The sequence below is a fragment of the Polaribacter sp. R2A056_3_33 genome (assembly GCF_019278485.1).
In the GTDB taxonomy this organism is placed as follows: Bacteria; Bacteroidota; Bacteroidia; order Flavobacteriales; family Flavobacteriaceae; genus Polaribacter.
This window is the reverse complement of record NZ_CP058984.1, coordinates 2,712,710-2,733,587: the sequence shown is the minus strand read 5'-3', so window position 1 is coordinate 2,733,587 and position 20,878 is coordinate 2,712,710. Positions and strand designations below refer to the sequence as shown.

At 31.1% G+C, this 20,878-nt stretch carries 21 protein-coding genes; 7 read left to right on the top strand and 14 right to left on the bottom strand.

Features of this window, described 5'->3' with window-relative positions:
- The first annotated feature begins 44 nt into the window (after positions 1-44).
- The gene (locus H0I29_RS11460; RefSeq protein ID WP_218752434.1) at positions 45-1,370 is read left to right on the top strand and encodes a M28 family peptidase; all 1,326 of its coding nucleotides are present in this window, start codon (positions 45-47) and stop codon (positions 1,368-1,370) included.
- Between the two features lie 5 nt (positions 1,371-1,375).
- Complete coding sequence (locus tag H0I29_RS11455; RefSeq protein ID WP_218752432.1) at positions 1,376-2,143, top strand: hypothetical protein; 768 nt, start codon at positions 1,376-1,378, stop codon at positions 2,141-2,143.
- Positions 2,144-2,152: 9 nt separating this feature from the next.
- Here the strand turns inward: H0I29_RS11455 and H0I29_RS11450 are convergent, their stop codons facing one another.
- Genes H0I29_RS11450 through H0I29_RS11440 form a run of 3 tightly spaced genes read right to left on the bottom strand, consistent with a single transcriptional unit; the run spans position 2,153 to position 6,416 of the window.
- Positions 2,153-3,034, bottom strand: a complete 882-nt coding sequence (locus H0I29_RS11450) for a carbohydrate kinase family protein (protein WP_218752430.1) — start codon at positions 3,032-3,034, stop codon at positions 2,153-2,155.
- A 3-nt stretch (positions 3,035-3,037) separates the two neighbouring features.
- Positions 3,038-4,312 (bottom strand): glycosyltransferase, encoded by a 1,275-nt coding sequence (locus H0I29_RS11445; protein ID WP_218732862.1) that lies wholly within the window; start codon positions 4,310-4,312, stop codon positions 3,038-3,040.
- Between the two features lie 4 nt (positions 4,313-4,316).
- A complete protein-coding gene (locus H0I29_RS11440; RefSeq protein ID WP_218752429.1) occupies positions 4,317-6,416 on the bottom strand; it encodes an HAD-IIB family hydrolase in 2,100 nt (699 codons plus the stop codon).
- Positions 6,417-6,682: 266 nt separating this feature from the next.
- On the opposite strand from H0I29_RS11440, the gene H0I29_RS11435 reads away from it, so the two are divergent.
- Positions 6,683-7,258, top strand: coding sequence for a YdeI family protein (locus H0I29_RS11435; RefSeq protein WP_218752427.1), 576 nt, complete (start codon positions 6,683-6,685; stop codon positions 7,256-7,258).
- A gap of 4 nt (positions 7,259-7,262) precedes the next feature.
- Here H0I29_RS11435 and H0I29_RS11430 read toward each other — a convergent pair whose 3' ends face one another.
- A complete protein-coding gene (locus H0I29_RS11430) occupies positions 7,263-8,729 on the bottom strand; it encodes a magnesium chelatase (protein ID WP_218752425.1) in 1,467 nt (488 codons plus the stop codon).
- 58 nt (positions 8,730-8,787) lie between these two features.
- Positions 8,788-9,912, bottom strand: a complete 1,125-nt coding sequence (locus tag H0I29_RS11425) for a VWA domain-containing protein (RefSeq protein ID WP_218732858.1) — start codon at positions 9,910-9,912, stop codon at positions 8,788-8,790.
- A gap of 124 nt (positions 9,913-10,036) precedes the next feature.
- Here H0I29_RS11425 and H0I29_RS11420 point away from each other — a divergent pair, with 124 nt between their 5' ends.
- Positions 10,037-10,912 (top strand): TIGR01777 family oxidoreductase, encoded by an 876-nt coding sequence (locus H0I29_RS11420; protein WP_218752424.1) that lies wholly within the window; start codon positions 10,037-10,039, stop codon positions 10,910-10,912.
- A 6-nt stretch (positions 10,913-10,918) separates the two neighbouring features.
- On the opposite strand, the gene H0I29_RS11415 is transcribed toward H0I29_RS11420, so the two are convergent.
- From H0I29_RS11415 to rsfS, 7 genes are read right to left on the bottom strand one after another with little or no spacing between them, the layout of a single operon-like run.
- The gene (locus H0I29_RS11415) at positions 10,919-11,548 is read right to left on the bottom strand and encodes a YceI family protein (protein WP_218752423.1); all 630 of its coding nucleotides are present in this window, start codon (positions 11,546-11,548) and stop codon (positions 10,919-10,921) included.
- Positions 11,549-11,552: 4 nt separating this feature from the next.
- Entirely contained in the window at positions 11,553-11,819 is a 267-nt protein-coding gene (locus tag H0I29_RS11410) for an acyl-CoA-binding protein (RefSeq protein ID WP_165732844.1), read from the bottom strand.
- A 6-nt stretch (positions 11,820-11,825) separates the two neighbouring features.
- Complete coding sequence (locus tag H0I29_RS11405) at positions 11,826-12,482, bottom strand: phosphatidylserine decarboxylase family protein (protein ID WP_218752422.1); 657 nt, start codon at positions 12,480-12,482, stop codon at positions 11,826-11,828.
- Between the two features lie 2 nt (positions 12,483-12,484).
- Positions 12,485-13,279, bottom strand: a complete 795-nt coding sequence (locus H0I29_RS11400) for a phosphatidate cytidylyltransferase (protein ID WP_218732854.1) — start codon at positions 13,277-13,279, stop codon at positions 12,485-12,487.
- 1 nt (position 13,280) lies between these two features.
- Positions 13,281-13,865: a hypothetical protein gene (locus H0I29_RS11395; protein WP_218732853.1), complete on the bottom strand. Its 585-nt coding sequence runs from the start codon at positions 13,863-13,865 to the stop codon at positions 13,281-13,283.
- 3 nt (positions 13,866-13,868) lie between these two features.
- A complete protein-coding gene (gene ftsH, locus H0I29_RS11390; protein WP_218732852.1) occupies positions 13,869-15,842 on the bottom strand; it encodes an ATP-dependent zinc metalloprotease FtsH in 1,974 nt (657 codons plus the stop codon).
- Positions 15,843-15,862: 20 nt separating this feature from the next.
- Positions 15,863-16,231 (bottom strand): ribosome silencing factor, encoded by a 369-nt coding sequence (rsfS, locus tag H0I29_RS11385; protein ID WP_165732849.1) that lies wholly within the window; start codon positions 16,229-16,231, stop codon positions 15,863-15,865.
- Between the two features lie 87 nt (positions 16,232-16,318).
- Between rsfS and H0I29_RS11380 the strand changes: the two genes are divergently transcribed.
- Positions 16,319-17,050, top strand: coding sequence for a biotin--[acetyl-CoA-carboxylase] ligase (locus H0I29_RS11380; protein WP_218752421.1), 732 nt, complete (start codon positions 16,319-16,321; stop codon positions 17,048-17,050).
- On the opposite strand, the gene H0I29_RS11375 is transcribed toward H0I29_RS11380, so the two are convergent.
- Entirely contained in the window at positions 17,047-17,436 is a 390-nt protein-coding gene (locus H0I29_RS11375) for an SRPBCC family protein (RefSeq protein WP_218732850.1), read from the bottom strand. The two genes, H0I29_RS11380 and H0I29_RS11375, sit on opposite strands and share 4 nt — an antisense overlap.
- A gap of 10 nt (positions 17,437-17,446) precedes the next feature.
- Positions 17,447-18,088 (bottom strand): orotate phosphoribosyltransferase, encoded by a 642-nt coding sequence (gene pyrE, locus H0I29_RS11370; protein ID WP_218732849.1) that lies wholly within the window; start codon positions 18,086-18,088, stop codon positions 17,447-17,449.
- Positions 18,089-18,095: 7 nt separating this feature from the next.
- On the opposite strand from pyrE, the gene H0I29_RS11365 reads away from it, so the two are divergent.
- Both H0I29_RS11365 and H0I29_RS11360 read left to right on the top strand, forming a co-directional pair.
- Positions 18,096-18,698, top strand: coding sequence for an NUDIX hydrolase (locus tag H0I29_RS11365; RefSeq protein ID WP_218752420.1), 603 nt, complete (start codon positions 18,096-18,098; stop codon positions 18,696-18,698).
- Positions 18,699-18,923: 225 nt separating this feature from the next.
- Positions 18,924-20,816 (top strand): SulP family inorganic anion transporter, encoded by a 1,893-nt coding sequence (locus H0I29_RS11360; protein WP_218752419.1) that lies wholly within the window; start codon positions 18,924-18,926, stop codon positions 20,814-20,816.
- Positions 20,817-20,878 lie beyond the last annotated feature (62 nt).

Genomic DNA, 20,878 nt, shown 5'->3' with positions numbered 1-20,878 from the left:
TCTCTTTTTTGTTTTGTAATTTAGTAGCCTAAACTTTCCTTCGGATGAAAAAAATTACACTATTATTTTTATTGATGTCAATTTCTATTTCTGCACAAACAGATCTTAAAATTTATGATATTATAAACTCTGTTTCAGCAGACAATATTAAAGCTGATATAAAAACCTTAACAGAATTCGGTACAAGAAATACTTTTTCAGATACCATTTCCACAACTCGAGGTATTGGTGCAGCTAGACGCTGGATAAAAGCCGAATTCGATAAAATATCTAGCAATTGTAACAATTGCATCAACACTTTTTATCAAAAGGATTTTGTTACTAAAAAAGGTAATAGAAGAGTTCCTCATGATGCGTGGATTGTAAATGTTGTGGCAGTTCAAAAAGGAACCAAATACCCAAACAAATACATTATTATGAGTGGTGATATTGATTCTCGTGCAAGCGATACGATGGATTTTACCACAGATGCACCTGGCGCGAACGACAATGCCTCTGGAATGGCAGGAACCATAGAAGCTGCAAGAGTATTAAGCAAGTATCAATTTGAAAGTAGTATTATTTACGTAGGTCTTTCCGGTGAAGAACAAGGATTGTTTGGTGGCGCTGGTTTAGCCAAGTACGCTAAAGATAAAGGTTGGGATATTATTGGTGTTTTAAACAACGATATGATTGGGAATATAAAAGGTGTAGATGGTGTAATTGACAATCGTAGTTTTAGAATTTTCTCGGAACCTGTACCTGTAAACGAAACAGAAACCCAACGTAAGATGCGTAGGTTTTATGGTGGTGAAGTCGATGGAATTTCGAGACAATTGGCAAGATATATTCACAAAAATGTAAAAACATATATGCCAGAAATGAATCCGATGATGATTTATAGATTGGATAGATTTGGCCGTGGAGGACATCACAGACCTTTTAACGATTTAGGTTTTGCTGGAATTAGAATTATGGAAGCACATGAAAACTACACACAACAACATCAAGACATTAGAACCGAAAACAGTATAAAATACGGAGATACTTTTGAGCATGTAAATTTTGAGTATGCAAAGAAATTAACCGCTGTTAATGCAATTACAATGGCCAATTTAGCATGGGCTCCAGAAGCGCCAAAAGAAGTAGCTATTGGCGGTATTGTAGAAGCTTCTGTAAAGTTAAAATGGAATAAAGTTGACGGAGCCAAAGGGTATAAAATTTATTGGAGAGACACTACCTCTCCTACTTGGGACAATTTTAGATATGTAGAATCTACAGAGTTTACTTTAAACGGAATTGTAATAGATAATTTCTTTTTTGGTGTGGCAGCTGTTGGAGAGAATGGACACGAAAGTGTTGTTGTTTTTCCTAATAAAATTTTAAGATAATAAATATGAAAACAATAATTAAAAGTCTTTTTGCCCTTAGTTTTATCTTTTTACTTTTTAGTTGTACTAAAGATAAAAAGAATGAAGTTTTAGTTTTAGGAACGATACATGGTAGTCATTTAACTTCAGACGAATATTCTATAGAAAAACTAACAAAACTGATTCAAGAAATTAAACCTGATCTTATTTTAACTGAAATTCCGCCAAATAGATTTGAAGAAGCGATGAAAGGTTTTAAAAGAGATGATTCTATTTCAGAACCTAGGGTTTCTCGTTTTCCAGAATATACAGAAGTCATTTTTCCGCTATCAAAAACTATGGATTTTGAAATTATACCAACTGCAGGTTGGTCTGCTTCTATGGCAAGAGAACGTCAACAAAAATTAAGAGCCATTAGCAGAGATACTTTACGGAAATCTGATTGGAAACAATACAGAGAAGCTAATAGAAAATCTGATTCTATTATGGCTATTACAGGTAACAGAAATGACCCTTATTTTATACACACCAATACTTACGATAGTATTTCCAATATTGGATTAGGAGCTTATAACAGACTTTTTAATGAAGAATTAGGTCTTGGTGGTTGGGACAATATTAATATTGCACATTATTGGAATATTGAGAAAACTTTACAGAAATATAAGTCTCAAAATAAACGTATTTTAATTACTTATGGTGCCGGACACAAAGCTTGGTTTCTAAAAGAATTAAGAAAACGTGATGATATAACGCTATTAGAATTAAAGCCTTTTTTAGATAAATTAAAATAATTGAATAAATTATAATCTGCTAAAATCTAAAATTTCATTTTCAGAAATAATAGGGTTTGCTCCTTCATTTTGAGCAACTAAAGCTCCAACTGCACAAGCAATATCCAATGATTTCTGCGGATTATGATTGTCTAATAAATGATGAATTAATGTGGCCAAAAAAGAATCTCCAGAACCAACGGTGTCTACTACTTTAATTTTATAACCACTATTGTAAAACAATGTATTGTTATATAATAAAACAGCACCATGTTCGCCTTTTGTAACGCAAATATGTGCTGTTTTAGTTTTTTTTGCAATAAAACGTATGTTTTGTTCTAAATTATGAAAAGGAGAACCTAAAAAAGCACTTATTTCATACAATTCTTCATCATTAAATTTTATAAAATCAGCTTTACACATTAAATCAATAAGAATTTCTTTGTTATAAAAAGGTGCTCTTAAATTCACATCAAAAACAGTATATTTAGCCAATTCTAAAAGTTGGTAAAGTGTATTTTTAGAAACATCGTCTCTTGTAATTAAACTTCCAAAAACAAAAGCATCTGCTTGTTTTACCAATGTTGCCGCTGTTGATGTAAATGGAATTTTATCCCAAGCCTTCGGATGTACAATTTCATAGGTAGCAGCTCCTTTTTCATTTAACGTTACAGCCACTTCTCCTGTTGTATAATCTTCTAAAATTACAACAGCATCAGCATTTATTTTTAAATCGTTTATGTAATTTAAAATCAACTTTCCTAAGTCATCATTACCAATGGCACTTACCATAGCAACTTCATTATTTAAAGACTTTAACCGCACTGAAACATTTAAAGGCGCTCCTCCTATTTTTTTATGTGTAGGAAAAACATCCCACAAAACTTCACCAAAACATACAATTTTAGACATACTTTAATAAATATTAGTTTCTGATGTTCTTTGATTAATTGAACTTGCAAAAATTGATAACATCCTTTTTGCTATCCCTGTCCATCCAAAATTTCTACGTGCAAAACGTGCCCCTTCAACAGACATTTCGTTTCTTAATTTAGGGTATAACAAAGGCATTGCCATCATTGCTCCAAATTCTTTTGGTCTGTGTGGATCTGCAAATAAAGCCTGATTTCCAAAATCAATTAAATCACACAAACCTCCATGAACCGTTATTACACTTGGTGTTCCACAAGCCATAGCTTCAATAGCAACCATACCAAAAGGTTCATATCTAGAAGGCATTACAAAAATACTTGCAGATCTGTAGACGTTTGCTAAGTCTTCATCAGCAATGTAGTTTTTCCATTTAATCTTATCCATAACACCTAGTTCCTTCGCCAATACTTTTAAAGTATCAATTCCGTCTCTATCTTGCTGAGAATCTCCTCCAATTGCAGCGACTAATCTAGCTTCCGGACACAGTTCAAAAACCGTAGGTAACGAACGTATTAATAAATCGTAGCCTTTATTATGCGCCATTCTACCCAACGCCAAAATATCGGTTGGTTTGATATCATATTTCAATCGAATTTTATCATTCTCTTTAGACGGAACAGGAAAAAATCTATTTTCGTCAATTCCTGGAGGAATCATGCTACAATTTCTAGACAAAACATCATACTGTTGTACCAATAAATCTACTTGAGGAAGTGTTGTTGCAATCACAAAATTACACATCTGATACACAAAATATTCCTTTCTAATACGTTCTTTAAAGCGATAGGTTTTCTCCATCTCTTTCTCATCCATATCACTTCCCATAGAGTGTTGTTTCCACCACCCTAAAGAATGTGGTGTATGTACATGACAAATGCCTAATTCTTCTGCAATTTTTTGTCCTGCCCAACCTGCATCCCAATAATGAGAATACACAACATCGTATTTTTTATTTTCTTTTTTTATGGCGGCCAACGTATTGGTCACAAACTTTTTTAAATGGTCGTGCATGTCTTCTTTTCTGATGAATTTTTTTCCACCAAAAGGAATTCTCCAAACACTAAAATTATCATCTACAACATCATACTCTGGTTGATCTTCAAATTGCCGCGTTACCAAATCTACACGTTTACCTAATCTACTAAATCTATCTGCTAATTCTAATACATATACTACTTGACCTCCTGTATCTGGTTTTCCTAATTCTGCATGTGCCCCTACATATCCATGTAAAGAAATCATTAATATCGATTTCATATTTCTATTTTTTAGTTTTAGTTTTAATTATTTTTAAATCGTTACAAGCTGATATATACTGCGCTGCAGACCAAGCTTGATAGGCTTTCCCCATTGGTTTCCCTGTAGTTCCATGTGCCCACTCTGTAAACTCCCACTCTTCATTAATTCCTTCTTTATTGATTAAAGCTAATTTATGTAGTTCTTCTATTGCGATGTCTTTAAACCCTAATTTATTGACGAATTTCACCCAGAATCCACCCACAAAAGGCCAAATACCTCCGTTATGATAATGGTTGGGTAAATTCAGGAGATTTACGGTGTAATAAGGTTTCCAATCAGGATCTCCAGGACTTACAACCGGATATACATTTGCAACTGGAAAAGGATCATTAACTCCAACCCCCAACATAAACTTAAAAGTTTGATGTGCTTTTTCAGCATCTATGGTTCCGTGTAAAAAGGCTAAAATATTTCCAAGGGTATCGCAACGCCAGCTAAAATCGAAAGGTGTTGTTTGTGCAATTAAGTAAGACGTATCTCCTAAAGTAAACTGCTTTTCGGCAAATGAAACCGATTGAAATAATTTTTGCTGTGTAGAAGGCCAGAAGTTTTGTACAATCTCTTTTTTAATTACCTGAGACCATCTAATATATTCTCCTGCATCTTCATGATTTCCTAACATTTCTAACATACGTCCGAAACAAACATTAGATCTATACCAAAGTATTTCGTCATATAGAATGTTATAACTTCTACCAAATAAATCTGTCCAATCTCCTGCTTCCGGAATTTCTAAAAGGGCATCATTATTACTATCATGCGCTCCTAACCATCGCATGGTTTCTTTAATATCTCCAATATATTTTCTTAAAAACTGAATATCTTTGGTAACATTTACATATTCGTAGAAAGCAATTACCACCCAAATACCACTATCAATAGAACAAATTCCACCAACTCCAGAATAATCTGGTTCTTGATCTTTTAACCGAACATTTGCAGGTATTTGTCCGTTTCTAGAAATATTATCTATTAAAGTAACTAAAGTTTGTCTTTGGCAAGTATGAATTTCTTCATCATCAATTAAAGACAGAGAACCTATAACAGTAATTGCTCCATCTCTTGCCCAAACACTATGATAATTTTCATCTGTACCATTCGGAATATTATCTTTTATTGAACATGCTGAAAAGCCAAGTGGTGTAATATTTTTCTTTAAAGCTTCAATTGCTTTTACATATCCTTCTTTAATTAAAGCTACTTTTTCATCGGTATCTTCTTGCGCAATATTTTCTTTCTCTTTTTTAATAAAAAAATCATCTGAGTGATCAATATTTGTATCTTCAAGCGCTTCTTTTGGTAGTATTTCATAGAAAATAAGTCCTTCTATAATACCATCACCTTTTTCTTTTTCTGTATGATAAACCTTTTTATGTTTTGTATACAGATACAATTCGTCATGTGCATTTGCTACCACTATACCAGACACATCTTTTAAATCGAACATTGCAGAATCATTACCACTATCTCCAGCAACCAAAACCTGATCAGATTTAAATTTTAATCTTCTTAGTAGCCAACGTAAAGCATTTCCTTTATTTGCCCATTTAGGCAAAACATCTAAAAACTTATTGCCAGAATACACAATATTTACATCCATATCTGCATCTGCAAAATCTTGTTCTATACTTTCTATAAGATCGTTACTAGCATCATGAAAGAAATAACTTCTTTTATAAGAATGCTGAAATTTTGTTGGTTGATCACTAATAGGGTGTTTTATTTTTTGAATGATATTTTCTACAGATTCCAAATTCCACCCATCATCTAAAACATCATTAAATTCTTTTTCTACAGCACCTTTTTTAAAATTATAAATATGTGTACCTACTCCAGAAATAATATAATCTGGTTCTGGAAGCACCTCTTTATCTATTAAATCTAAGACGTCATCTATTAATCTACCTGTATTATATGTTAAAAGCACATCGTTTTGATCATGATACTTTTCCCATATTTTTCTAAAGTTACTTTTATAGGTATGAAAGTCAATTAAAGTATTGTCAATATCAAAGGACAATAATTTTATTTTATTTTCATTTTTTAAGCTTTTTACAGTCATTTCATTGTGTTTTTATGAGATAATCATTAATAACACTGAATTTAATTAAAAAATTAAGGACAACCAAAACTTGAGCTATCTATCGTTATTTGTTCTGCCATTTTTATGATTGTGATAATTATGACTATCAAAAAATACTAAATAGAGAATGATAAAGATTATTTACTTAATTTACCTCCCTTTGTAAACAACACTCTTTAATTGTAAATTTCAATTACTAACAATCACATAAAAAATACAAAAGGTAATTTTAGTATCTAAAAATCATGAAAGAAATAGACGAATTTTACTTTAAGAATGATATTGAATGGCGCAATTGGCTGTCAAAAAATTATAATTTGTCTAAAGGTGTTTACCTTATATTTTATAAAGTAGAAAATATAGAGGAATCTATGCGTTGGGAAGAAGCCGTAAAAGTAGCTTTATGTTTTGGTTGGATAGACGCCACTGTAAAAAGTTTAGGTGATGGTAAGCGTAGGCAATATTTCTGCCCAAGAAAACAGAAAAGTATTTGGAGTGCCGTTAATAAAAATTATATTCAAAATTTAATTACTGATAATTTAATGCACCAAAGTGGATTAGATATTATTGAGATTGCAAAACAAAATGGATCTTGGACAGCTTTAGATGCCGTCGAAAAAGGAATTATTCCTGATGACCTACAACTTGCCTTTGATAAAAATGAAATAGCTTTTACCAATTTTAGAAATTTTGCTCCTAGTTATAGAAAGCAGTATTTATATTGGATACATCAAGCAAAAAGAGAAACCACAAGAAAAAACCGAATTATAGAAATAATTCGGTTGTGTAGTAAAAATATTAAATCTCGTGGAACGAGGTAATTAATTATAGTCCACTTATAAAATTTCCATATGGATCTTTAAATTGTGTTCCTTCTGCAAAACGATACTTACTTAGTTTTTTAAACTCTACCAATGCCCAAAGAATAAACTCTTTTACAAAATACCCATCTGTTTCATTCATATTCGGTTGGTGTTTTTTAAGAAAAGTATCTAAAGGTTTTACCTTATCTAACTCTGCTTTGTATTGCGCTTCTGTGTGTTCATCTAACAGTTCGAAATCTTCATCAGCATTAAAAAACCAAGAAATAATATCGTCATAAGGAGATTCTTCTTCTTGCTTTTCTAACTTTTTTATCTCCGGAAAATAACTTGGAAATAATGTTTTAATCGCATTCTTAATTAATGTCTCTGCCACTACTTGTGCCCCTTCTTGTTCACCTTCATACACCAACTCCACTTTTCCTGTAATTGCAGGAATAATTCCGTCGAAATCATTTAAACGAATCATTGTTTTATCATCCCCAGAAAGTAATGCTCTTCTTTCTGCAGTACTTAATAAGTTTTCGAAAGCAGAAATACTTAAACGTGCACTTACACCACTTTTAGCATCTATATACTCACTTTCTCTAGCTTCAAAAACAATCTGCTCTAACAAGTCTTTTGCCAGCTCTGGTACTGCTATAAAATCTTTTTGAGAACCTACCTTGTTTGCTTCTTGTTGTGTAATTGTTTTGGCTGTTTCAATATCCTCTGGATAATGCGTTAAAATCTGCGAGCCAATTCTATCTTTTAAAGGAGTTACAATACTTCCTCTATTCGTATAATCCTCTGGATTTGCCGTAAACACAAATTGCATATCTAAAGGCAATCGCAATTTAAAACCTCTAATTTGAATATCACCTTCTTGTAAAATATTAAAAAGTGCCACCTGAATTCTAGCTTGTAAATCTGGTAATTCATTAATCACAAAAATACATCTGTTAGCACGCGGAATCATTCCGTAATGAATGACCCTATCATCTGCATAACTCAATTTTAAGTTTGCTGCTTTTATAGGATCTACATCTCCAATAATATCTGCTACAGTAACATCTGGCGTTGCTAATTTCTCTGCAAAACGCTCATTTCTATGCAACCAAAATATAGGTGTATCATCTCCTTTTTCCTTAATCAACTCAATAGCAAACCTAGAAATAGGATTTAAAGGATCGTCATTAATCTCAGAACCAGCAACAACCGGAATATATTCATCCAATAAATCTACCATCAATCTAGCCAAACGTGTTTTTGCCTGTCCTCTTAATCCTAATAAATTAATGTTATGCTTACTTAAAATAGCTCTTTCTAACTCTGGAATTACGGTATTCTCATACCCGTGAACTCCTTTAAAAGCAGTTTCTTTATTTTTTATTTTCACAATCAAATTTTCTCTCAACTCATCTTTAATTGATTTTGATTTGTATCCTGATGCTTTTAATTCTCCTAATGAATTTATCGTATTTACGCTCATATATATTTTTATTTGAAACAAATTTTGCAATTTTACTTTGCAATTTTGTCACTTATTATTATCCTCTAATTCTCTTTTTCCTATTGGTTTCGTAATCTTCAAAAATCATTTCTCCTAATCCTTTTAAACCTGTATAAAATGCTTTTCCTTGATTCGCTTTTGTAAAAGCTCTTATAAATTGCATTAAGTATGGATCTTGTGCAATCATAAAAGTAGTAATCGGAATATGTAATTTTCTTGCTTGTTGCGCCATTGCATAACACTTGTTTACAATGTATTTGTCTAAACCATTACTATTCTTATAATATTGACCATCTGGCAAACGCAAACAACTTGGCTTTCCATCGGTAATCATAAAAATTTGTTTGTTGGTATTTCGTTTTCTTCGCAATAAATCCATGGCTAATTGTAAACCTGCAACCGTATTTGTATGATATGGACCTACTTGTAAATATGGCAAATCTTTAATTTTAATTGCCCACGCATCATTTCCAAAAACAATAATATCTAAGGTATCTTTAGGATAACGAGTGGTAATTAATTCTGCCAAAGCCATAGCTACTTTTTTGGCAGGAGTAATCCTATCTTCTCCATACAAAATCATAGAGTGACTAATATCAATCATTAAAACCGTACTCATTTGACTTTTGTGCATGGTTTCTTCCACCACCAAATCGTTTTCGGTTAAGTTGAAATTATCAATTCCGTTATTAATTTGAGCATTTCTGATGCTTTCTGTAACTGAAACCTTATCCAATGCATCCCCAAACTGATACGCCCTTAAATCTCCGGTATGCTCATCTCCTATTCCTGGAGATTTACTTTTATGATTACCAGCACCACTCCTTTTTATTTTTCCAAAAATATGATTCAACGCTTGCTGACGAATAGCACGTTCAGTTTTCGGAGTAATTTTAGTACCTCCAGTCCCGTCACCTTTTACCTCCTCTTTTATATAGCCTTTCTTCTTTAAATCTTCAATAAAATCATCAATGGTATAATTTTCATCAGTCAGCTTGTATTCTTTATCTAAAGAACGTAGCCAATCTATGGCTTCATCAAAATCGCCAGAGGTATGCGTTATCAGTTCCTTAAAAATTTCAAATAATTTTTCGAAAGGAGATTGATGTTCCGCTTCGTAGGTTTTAAAAACAAAACCTTTTCTTTTGTTATTATTTTTCATCACTATAAAAGTACAGTTTTATACGGATGAAAAATAAACATTAACATTGCTTTATTATATGTATGCATAAATTTGTTTTATAATATTTTAAAAACATTAAACAAAAAATAATTATCTTTACATTATGGCAAAAATAATTATAACAGGTGGTACAGGTTTAGTCGGCAAAAGATTATCAAAATTACTAATTGATAAAAATCATGAAGTTGTAATTTTAAGTAGAAATCCCAAAAATGAAAATGAATTTAAATGGGATATCTCTTCTAATTATGTTGATGAAAAAGCGCTTGTAAACTCCGATTATATCATTCATTTAGCCGGAGCAGGAATTGCCGACAAACGTTGGACAGAAGAAAGAAAACAGATAATAATTGATAGTAGAGTAAAAACTGCAAATTTACTTTTTGATAAAATAACCGAATTAAAAATCGAATTAAAAGGTTTTATTTCTGCATCTGGAGTTGGTTATTACGGAGCGATCACTAATGATAAAATATACGAGGAAAGCGATAAAGCAGCTAATGATTTTTTAGGTGATGTATGTCAAAAATGGGAAAAAGCAGCACATCAATTTTCAACAAAAAACATTCCGGTAACAATCTTAAGAACCGGTGTTGTTTTAACGGATAAAGGTGGTGCATTAGATAAAATGAAAACAGCTATTATAACTCCTTTAGGTTCTGGAAAACAATTTTTGCCTTGGATCCATTTAGATGATTTATGTGCCATATACGTTAAAGCAGTTGAAGATAATTTAGAAGGTGTTTTTAATGCAGTTGCTCCAGAACATCACACTAGTAAAACCTTTACTAAAGAGTTAGCTAAAATCATAAAAAGACCTTACATAGGAATTGGTGTTCCAGGTTTTCTTTTAAAACTTGTATTTGGTGATATGGCAAAAATATTACTCGAAGGAAGTAAAATTTCTGCAAAAAAAATCGAAAAGAACGGATATTCTTTTCGATTTGAAACACTTAAAAAAGCGTTGAATAATTTATAATGCTTCTTAGAAAGTAGAAGTGATATTTAAAGCCACATCACTCCATGTCTTAGAAACTCCATCAGCTCCTTTGTGTAATTCTAAACAAGCTGTATTTAATGATGCTAAAGCCTCAGATGCATTCCATTTGATAATATCCATAGTAGCCTTCATCTTAAAAACCTTCCCTTCTATAGAATAGGTAAAAGCTACATTCTCTGTAACTCCGTTCATTTTAATTTCTGCAACACCATTGGTTTCATCAGTTATTAATAATTTACCAGAAAGTAATTTTGTATTGTCCATCATACCAAAGAAGAATTTTTGAATTTTAAAATCTCTACTAGTATCTTTCGTAAAAATGCTACTTACAGGAATTGAAAACTCAGTATTATTAATAGCTTCTTTAATAGAACTACCTTCTCCTCCAGAAATTATGTCTACTTTATTAAACTGACCTCCTACAGGTATTTTCTCTGTAGTCTTATAAGCTACAAAGTTTATTTCATTTTGTGCCTTCTCTAAAGAAAAAGCTACTGCACTTGTTTTAGTTTTAATTGTATCTTCTTTTTTCTCTTCAGATTTTTTATCTGATTTACAAGATGAAAAATTAAATGCTACAATCATTAATAATGATAAAACTACGACTCTTTTCATAATGTTATTGTTTAGTATTTAAAACTGTTTTTGCTAAATTAATATATTCTTGTTTTGCTACGTCAGATTTCATGCCGTTTAATTGCATCCATGCATTTAACTTAAATGCACTTCTAACGTTATGCTCATCATTAAATGAAAACTTATTTCCAAAATTTGCTTGCTTGTTATAAGCATAAAATTTTAGCATAATGTCTGGAGCAATCGATTCTTCTAACATAGAAATCCTATAGAAAGCTTCATTAAACTCTTTATCTAAATCAGATTCCATACGTTATTATTTTTCTGCAATTATCTGAACTCCACCTTTTACTGTATCATTTAAAGATACATTTAGTTTTGTACCTAATGGAAGAAAAAGGTCTACTCTAGAACCAAATTTTATAAAACCTGCATCTGCGCCTTGTACTGCTGTATCGCCAACTTTTGCATAATTAACAATTCTCTTTGCCAAAGCTCCAGCAATTTGTCTATATAAAACATCACCAAAAACTGCATTATTAACCACTACCGTAGTTCTTTCGTTTTCTGTAGATGCTTTCGGGTGCCATGCAACCAAGTATTTACCAGGATGGTATTTACTATATTTTACAACTCCACTCATGGCATATCTAGTAACATGTACGTTAATAGGAGACATAAAAATAGACACTTGTAATCTTTTTCCTTTAAAGTATTCTGGTTCTTCTACTTCTTCTATAACAACCACTTTACCATCTACCGGCGCAACTATTATGTTATCATTTAAAGCAGCAACTCTTTTAGGATTTCTAAAAAATTGTAGCACAATTACTAAAAAAGCAAGTAATACAACTTGAATTACTTTAACAAGCCAAGGTATATTTATTAAATTATCGGCTAGTAATACACCTACAATTGTTATTATAAAGGTAATAACAATTATTTTATACCCTTCTTTGTGAAAACGAATCATACTTAAATTATAAAATTAATATACAAATATACAAATGGTGCTGCAAATAACAAGCTATCCAATCTATCTAAAATACCACCATGCCCAGGCATAATAGTACCACTATCTTTAATATTGGCTTGTCTTTTAAATTTAGACTCTACTAAATCTCCAATCGTACCAATTACACTAACAATAACAGCTATCACTAACCAATTTACTACTGTAAAATCGGTGTTAAATTTACTAATTATAAAGGCAGCTATTAAAGCAAAAGCCAAACCACCTAAAAAACCTTCTTGTGTCTTTTTGGGTGAAACCGAAATAAACAACTTTCTTTTTCCGAAATTTTTACCCACTAAAAAAGCAAAACTATCATTTACCCAAATCATAATTAAAATAGAAATAATTAAATGAGGGTTATAACCATCTTTATAAATAGGTAGAAGGATTAAAAAGATCATTGAAAAAATAGGATACCTAATTAGTAAACCAGATTTAGACCTATCATTAGAAAATGAGATTTCTTTTTTAGTAAATAAGTAATAAATTAAAGATAACGAGGAAATAATGGTAATTCCTAAAATAATAATTACGGCATAACTTTCTGGTCTTTTTAACATTAAAAATAACGTTAAGCAAAAGAAAATATACCCTATCATTCCTTTAAAGTTGATGAGTTTAGAAAATTCCCAAACACACAACAATCCAAAAATAGTTGTTAGAACAACATACGATTCTTTAGAAAAAAGAATCGCTGATATAAAAATTAAAACGTAAATTATGCCTGAAAGACTCCTTTTTAAAAGGTTACTCATATTATAAATCTTCTAATAGCAGCAAATATAAGTTTTTTGAGTTACTGTTTCCGTAGTTTAAGAAATTATCATCATTTTTATGAATGTTATAATTTTTTATGGCAGAAATGTTGGTAGGCAAATCATTTTTATGATGAATTTTAATACCAGTTAACCCTTGTCCCATATCTTTAACCAACTGACTCGTAGTTGCGTAAACTATAAAATTTTGAGGCATTTCTGACAACTTAATACTTTTTAATTGTTTCGATGAAAATAAAATATCTCCATTATCTGCAATCAAATGCTCACAATTCAAGAAAACAGGAAAATTTGAATTGAAATTTCTATTCATTGCCACCTCATGTCTGTTTAAAAAGGAAGATAACTTGTCATCTAAAAGTGTTAATTGATTCCAATTATTCTCTTTTAAAATGTTCTTTAAATTCTCTACAACTTCACTTTCTTTTAAACAATATAAAAACTTACCTCCTTTTTCAAGGAAATTATGTACAAAAAGATCATCCAAAGAAAGATCTACTTCTTGTCTTTGGATGTCATTTTCTTCTTTATTGGGTATATTGAATAGCTTTTTAAAAAAATTCATTTATTATTCTTCAGTTTTTAATTCTACTGGAGGAATGTCTTTTTTATCATCAACGATTTCTACTTCAAGAGGCTCTTCAAAAGGTCTTTTACCGAATATCTTTTCTAAATCGTCTTTAAAAATAACTTCTTTTTCCAATAATAATTCTGCAAGAGTCGTTAATTTATCTTTATTTTCATCTAATATATGAATAGCTCTTAGATACTGAGCTTCAATAATTTTAGAGATTTCTTGATCAATTGTTTTCCCAGTTTCTTCACTATAAGGTTTTACAAATCCATCATTTCCAGAAGAATCATAATACGTTACATTACCAACCGCTTCATTTAAACCATAAACAGTAACCATTGCTTTTGCTTGCTTAGTCACTTTTTCTAAATCGCTTAAAGCTCCTGTAGATATTTTATCAAACATTACTTTTTCTGCAGCTCTACCTCCCATGGTAGCACACATTTCATCTAACATCTGCTCTGTCTGCACAATCATTCTTTCTGCTGGTAAATACCAAGCAGCTCCTAAAGATTGTCCTCTTGGTACAATAGTAACTTTTACCAATGGTGCAGCATGCTCTAACATCCAACTAATAGTTGCGTGACCTGCTTCATGAAAAGCAATTACTTTTTTCTCCTTTGGTGTAATTACTTTATTTTTCTTTTCTAAACCACCTACAATTCTATCTACAGCATCTAAGAAATCTTGATGATGAATTGCTTTTTTACCATTTCTGGCAGCAATTAATGCAGATTCGTTACACATGTTTGCAATATCAGCTCCAGAAAAACCAGGTGTTTGTTGTGCTAAGAACTCAATCTTAACATCCTCCGCTAATTTTAAAGGTTTAATATGTACTTCAAAAATTTCTTTTCTTTCGTTGATGTTTGGTAAATCTACATAGATCTGTCTATCAAAACGACCAGCACGCATTAATGCACTATCTAAAACGTCTGCTCTGTTTGTTGCTGCTAACACAATAACATTTACATCTGTACCAAAACCATCCATTTCTGTTAATAATTGATTCAACGTATTTTCACGCTCATCATTACCACCAGTCATACTATTTTTTCCACGAGCTCTACCAATAGCATCTATCTCATCAATAAAAATAATAGAAGGCGATTTCTCTGCAGCTTTTTTAAATAAATCTCTTACACGAGAAGCACCTACACCTACAAACATTTCAACAAAATCTGAACCAGATAATGAGAAAAAAGGAACATCAGCTTCCCCTGCAACTGCTTTGGCTAATAATGTTTTTCCTGTTCCAGGAGGTCCTACTAATAAAGCTCCTTTTGGAATTTTACCTCCTAAAGAAGTATATTTCTCTGGGTTCTTTAAAAAGTCTACAATTTCTTGTACTTCTTCTTTAGCACCTTCTAATCCGGCAACATTTTCAAATGTAGTTTTTACCTTTGTGTCTTTGTCAAATAACTTAGCTTTAGACTTACCAATGCTAAAAATTTGACCTCCACCACCAGATCCAGCGCCGCCACCAGACATTCTTTTCATAAAAAACAACCAAACAGCAATTAATATTATAAAAGGTAAAAAACCTAAAATAGTATCAAAAATACTTGTTTTGTTTTCATTTTTTATATCAAAGTCTAACTCGTTCGCTTGTCTCGCTTTTTCAATATTATTTTCGAAATTTTGTAAATCCCCAAAATTGTAGTCATAAAAAGAAGAGCCTTGTGTATAAAAAGCAGAATTTATAATCTTACTATAACGCTGTTTTTTTTGTGCTTCTTCTTTAATATAAATCTGAGCTAAATTATTATTTAAAACAACAATTCTAGAAATATCATTGTCTTTTAAAATGTCATTAAACTCATTTTTAGAAATACTTTTAGTAGCTAAATCTCCACTACTAAAAAACTGGAATGCCATTATTACTACAAATATTGCACCATATATCCAATACGCGTTAAACTTAAATTTAGGCATATTAGAATTACTATCTTTTTTTGAATCACTCATTTATTTAAAAAATAAAAAGATTAAACTGATTTTATCTCTGTAATTTTTGCATCACCCCAAAGACTTTCAATATCATAATAGTCACGAACTTGTTTTTGAAAAATGTGCACCACTACGTTTACATAATCCATTAAAACCCATTCAGAATTTGTTTGACCTTCTATATGCCAAGGTTTGTCTTTAAGTTCTTTGCTTACTATTTTTTGAATAGAACCAGAAATTGCATTTACTTGTGTATTTGAGTTCCCCGAGCAGATTATAAAATAATCGCATACAGTATTCTCTATATCTCGTAAGTCTAATAATTGAATATTTTCTCCTTTTACCTCATCAATCCCTTTAATAATTAAAGCAATTAAATCATCTGTACTTACTTTTTTATTTGTCATTAACTTTTTTCTATATTTAACGCAAAGTTATTATTTTTTTGCGAGTATTTTGTGTATTATTACAGTAGTTTACACTTTATTTAACACTTGAAAACAATCAAACTTAGTGCCACCGATTCTACGAATTCTTTTTTAAAGGATTTAGCTCAAAATTCTACACTAGAGAATTTTACAACTGTTGTTACTCAAAACCAAATAAAAGGGAGAGGTCAGCAACAAAACAAGTGGGTATCCGAACCTTACAAAAACCTTACATTCAGTGTCTTTATTAGCTTTAAAGATTTAAAAGTAGTTCAAAAAAAATATTTAAACTTTGCAATCTCTTTAGCTATTTATGATGTTTTATTTGCTAATAATTTACCAAAACCGTCTATAAAATGGCCTAACGACATTCTGTCAGCAAACAAGAAAATTTGTGGCATTTTAATAGAAAACACGTTTTCTGGCGACCGTATTAAAAATTCTTTTGTAGGAATTGGGTTAAATATAAATCAAGAAACTTTTCCAGCATACTTAAACAACGCTACTTCTTTAAAATTAGAAACCGGTCTAGAATATGATTTAGATCTTTTACTAAAAGCTATTTTAGAAGAAATTAAAAAAAATATAAAACGCTTAACTTCAAAAAGTTTTAACCTTTTAGAAGAAAAATATTTAGACGTATTGTATAAAAAAAATATCCCTACTATGTTTAAAAATAGTAAGGATGAAATTTTTATGGGAATGATTTCTGGAATTTCAGATTTCGGAAAGCTACAAGTTCAGTTAGAAGACGATGTCATCAAAGAATTTGGACTTAAAGAAATTTCTTTCCTTTAAAGTTTCCCTATATTTTCGGTAAGTGTATCTACAAATTTTGTCAATGGTTTTTTAATCATCATTGCCATCATTGCATTAAATTCACCATCAAATTTTAAGCTTACTTCGGTTTTGTTTTCTGCAATCTCATTAAGATCTGCAGCTAAAGTAAAAGGCAATTTACTACTTGCAGCACCTAATGTAATATTAGTAAACGGTGTTTTTTCTTTTAAAACGAGTCTAATTTCTGGCATACCAGGTAAACCGAATATAAAAGATTCACCATCAACTTCAAATTTTTGAATATTTTCTGGCATTAATTGCTCAAAGTTCTTTAAATCAGAAAAAAATGCAAACACTTCTTCAGCAGATTTGTCAATAGTAACTGTATTTCCGTTTATATTCATTTTTTAAACTTTATTGTTTCCACTCACTTGGATTCTTTCTCCAATCATTTAATGTAATTAACTCTTTATCTGTAATATAATTACTATCCAAAGCTTGTTCTAACAAGTTTTCGTAATTACTTAAAGTAGTTAATCCTACATTTTTTTCTTCAAAATTCTTGTTTGCAATATCAAATCCATAAGAAAAAATAGCAACCATACCTTTTACAACAGCACCCGCTTCTTTTAAAGCTTCTACTGCATTTAAGCTACTATTACCAGTACTTATTAAATCTTCAATTACAACAACATTTTGTCCGCTTTCTAAGTGCCCTTCAATTTGGTTTTTTCTACCATGTTTTTTTGGCTCTGGCCTAACATAAATAAAAGGAACCCCTAATTGTTGCGCAACTAAAACCCCAATAGCGATTGCACCTGTAGCAACACCAGCAATTACATCTGGTTTACCATATTCTAATTCTACAATTCTTGATATTTCTTCTTTTAAAAAAACACGAACTGGAGGATAAGATAGCGTAACTCTATTATCACAATATATTGGAGACTTCCAACCTGACGCCCAGTTAAAGGGATCATTTGGGCTTAACTTTATTGCTTTTATTTGCAACAAAAGTTCAGCTGTTTTTTTTGCCGTATCTTTGTTTAAAATCATACCGCAAATGTATAAAGTTTTTGTAAATGATACGCCAATAATTATCACTTCTTCTTCAAAAAAAGAAAATATTTTTCCTGTTTACAATTTTAAGAATGTTCTTATTGATGAAATCCTTCATAAACTGAACAATAAAGAATTACAAGGTGTTAATTTATACTCTACTGACTTAGAGAATGATTGGAAATCTTTTTTAACAAATATGAAGCTTATTCCCGCCGCTGGCGGATTAGTGCTGAACCCTAAAAAAGAAGTTTTATTTATTTTTAGAAACGGTGTTTGGGATTTACCAAAAGGATGGATTGAAAAAGGAGAAACCATAGAAACGGCTGCAATTAGAGAGGTAGAAGAAGAATGTGGCATTTCTAACCTACAACTTATCAAGCCATTAATTACTACCTATCATATTTATTTTCATAAAGGAGTTAAATTAAAACAAACTTATTGGTACTTAATGACTTCTAATTATTCAGAAAAACTAACCCCTCAATTAGAAGAAGGTATTACCGAAGTTGTTTTTAAAAATAAAACAACAATTAAGACTGCTTTAAAAAACACCTATGCAAATATTCAATTAGTGTATAACACCTATTTAGAAACCACTAATTAATAAAGTACTAACATTTATTCTAGACTAAACCTGAAGGTTAAACTGCCTTTTTTTATTATTTTTCACGTTAACTCCGTTAAACATTTCTTTTTTAACTAGTTCGTATTCATAAATTGGTAGCGTACTTATCTGATAAATACATTTGTATGGATTAACAATACTCATAAGAAAGATAGTTTTTTAAAAAAACCGTCTATCTTTGCCGACTTTAAAAATCACCAAATTATGACTGAATTTATTAGAAAAATATTACCAAACGCAAAAGATGATGTACTTGCAGGAATAACCGTTTCTTTAGCAATGATACCAGAAGTTGTAGCTTTTGCCTTTGTAGCACAAATAAGTCCTATTGTGGCATTATTCGGTGCTTTTGTAGTAGGAATTATTTCAGCAAGTTTTGGTGGAAGACCAGGTTTAATTTCTGGTGCAGCAGGTGCTGTAGCTGTAATTTTTGTACACATGATACAAGAAGGACATGCAAAAGGCTTACTATTTGACACCCCTGTTGAAAACATGGGTTATTTTTATCTCTTAGCTGCTGTAGTGCTAATGGGTGTGATACAAGTTTTTGCAGGCCTATTTAAGTTAGGGAAATTTGTACGTCTAATTCCGCATCCAGTAATGATGGGGTTTGTAAACGGATTGGCGATTGTTATTTTTATGGCACAATTAGGAATGTTTAAAGAAAACAAAAAAGATTTCTACGGACAAAATATGCGTAAAACAGAATCTAAAGAATTGGTTTACAATGTATCTGACAACCAAGTTAAAGATCTAGTTTCTAACACAGTAATATTTACTATTGATGATAATATCGTTAAAAACAGTACTACAAACGAAGAGTTATTTTTAATTTCTGAAGGTCAAGTTTTTGATATCAATACTAAAAAAGTTGTTTTTAATGTTTCTGACGAAGGCTTTTATTCTGTAAAAGATTCTGGAGTTGTAAAATACAGTATGCAAGGCAACACCTTATATGTAATGATTGGTTTGGTACTATTAACCATGTTAATTGTTTGGGGTTTACCTAAAATTACAACAAAAATACCAGCAGCCTTAACAGCTATTTTAATTGTTACTTTAGTTTCTATTTTTAGCGGATTAAACTCTATTAATGTTGGAGATTTTATTAGAGACGGTGGTGGAGCTGGTTTAAATGGTATTGCAGAACTTTCTAAAAACTTAAATGTTTTAGAATTATGGAGCAACCTTCCTTTTAACTTAGATACTTTAAAGTTTATTGCTCCGTATGCATTTTTAGCAGCATCGGTTGGTTTAATAGAAACCTTAATGACCATGAATCTAGTAGATGAATTAACAGAAACTAGAGGAAACGGAAATCAAGAATGTATTGCACAAGGTGCAGGAAACATTGTAAGTGGTGCTTTTGGAGGTACTGGTGGATGTGGTATGATTGGGCAAACCGTAATTAATATTAATGCTGGCGGACGTGGACGTTTATCTGGTATAATGATGGCTTTAACGTTATTGACTTTTATTTTATTTGCTGATAAATATATAGAACAAGTGCCTATTGCAGCGCTTGTTGGTGTTATGTTTATGATGGTAATAGAAACATTTGCTTGGTCTAGTTTTAGAATTTTAAAGAAAATACCAATGTCTGATGCAGCTGTATTAATCATAGTATCTGCAGTAACTGTATTTTTTGATTTAGCCATTGCAGTATTTGTAGGGGTTATTATTTCTGCTTTATCTTTTGCTTGGACAAGTGCTAAGAAAATTAGAGCTAGAAAACGTTTTAAAGAAGACGGAACAAAAATTTACGAAATTTGGGGACCTCTTTTCTTTGGAAGTATTACGGAGTTTAACGGGAAGTTTGATATCAAAAATGACCCAGATGTTGTAGAAATAGATTTTGTAGAAGCACGTGTTACCGATCATTCTGCCATAGAAGCAATTTTTAATTTGGTTGAAAAATACCAAGCAGCTGGTAAAAAAGTAACGCTAAAACACTTAAGTGAAGATTGTAAATTATTACTATACAAATCGAGCCCTGTTTTTTCTGAAGTTATTTTAGAAGATATTGATGATCCTCGTTATCATTTAGCAGCCAATCCAGAAGATTTCCCAAAACCTTTGGGTGAGTATAAGTTTTAAAGAATATAAATACATCATAAAAAAAGCTCAACTTTTAAAAGTTGAGCTTTTTAATTTATGCA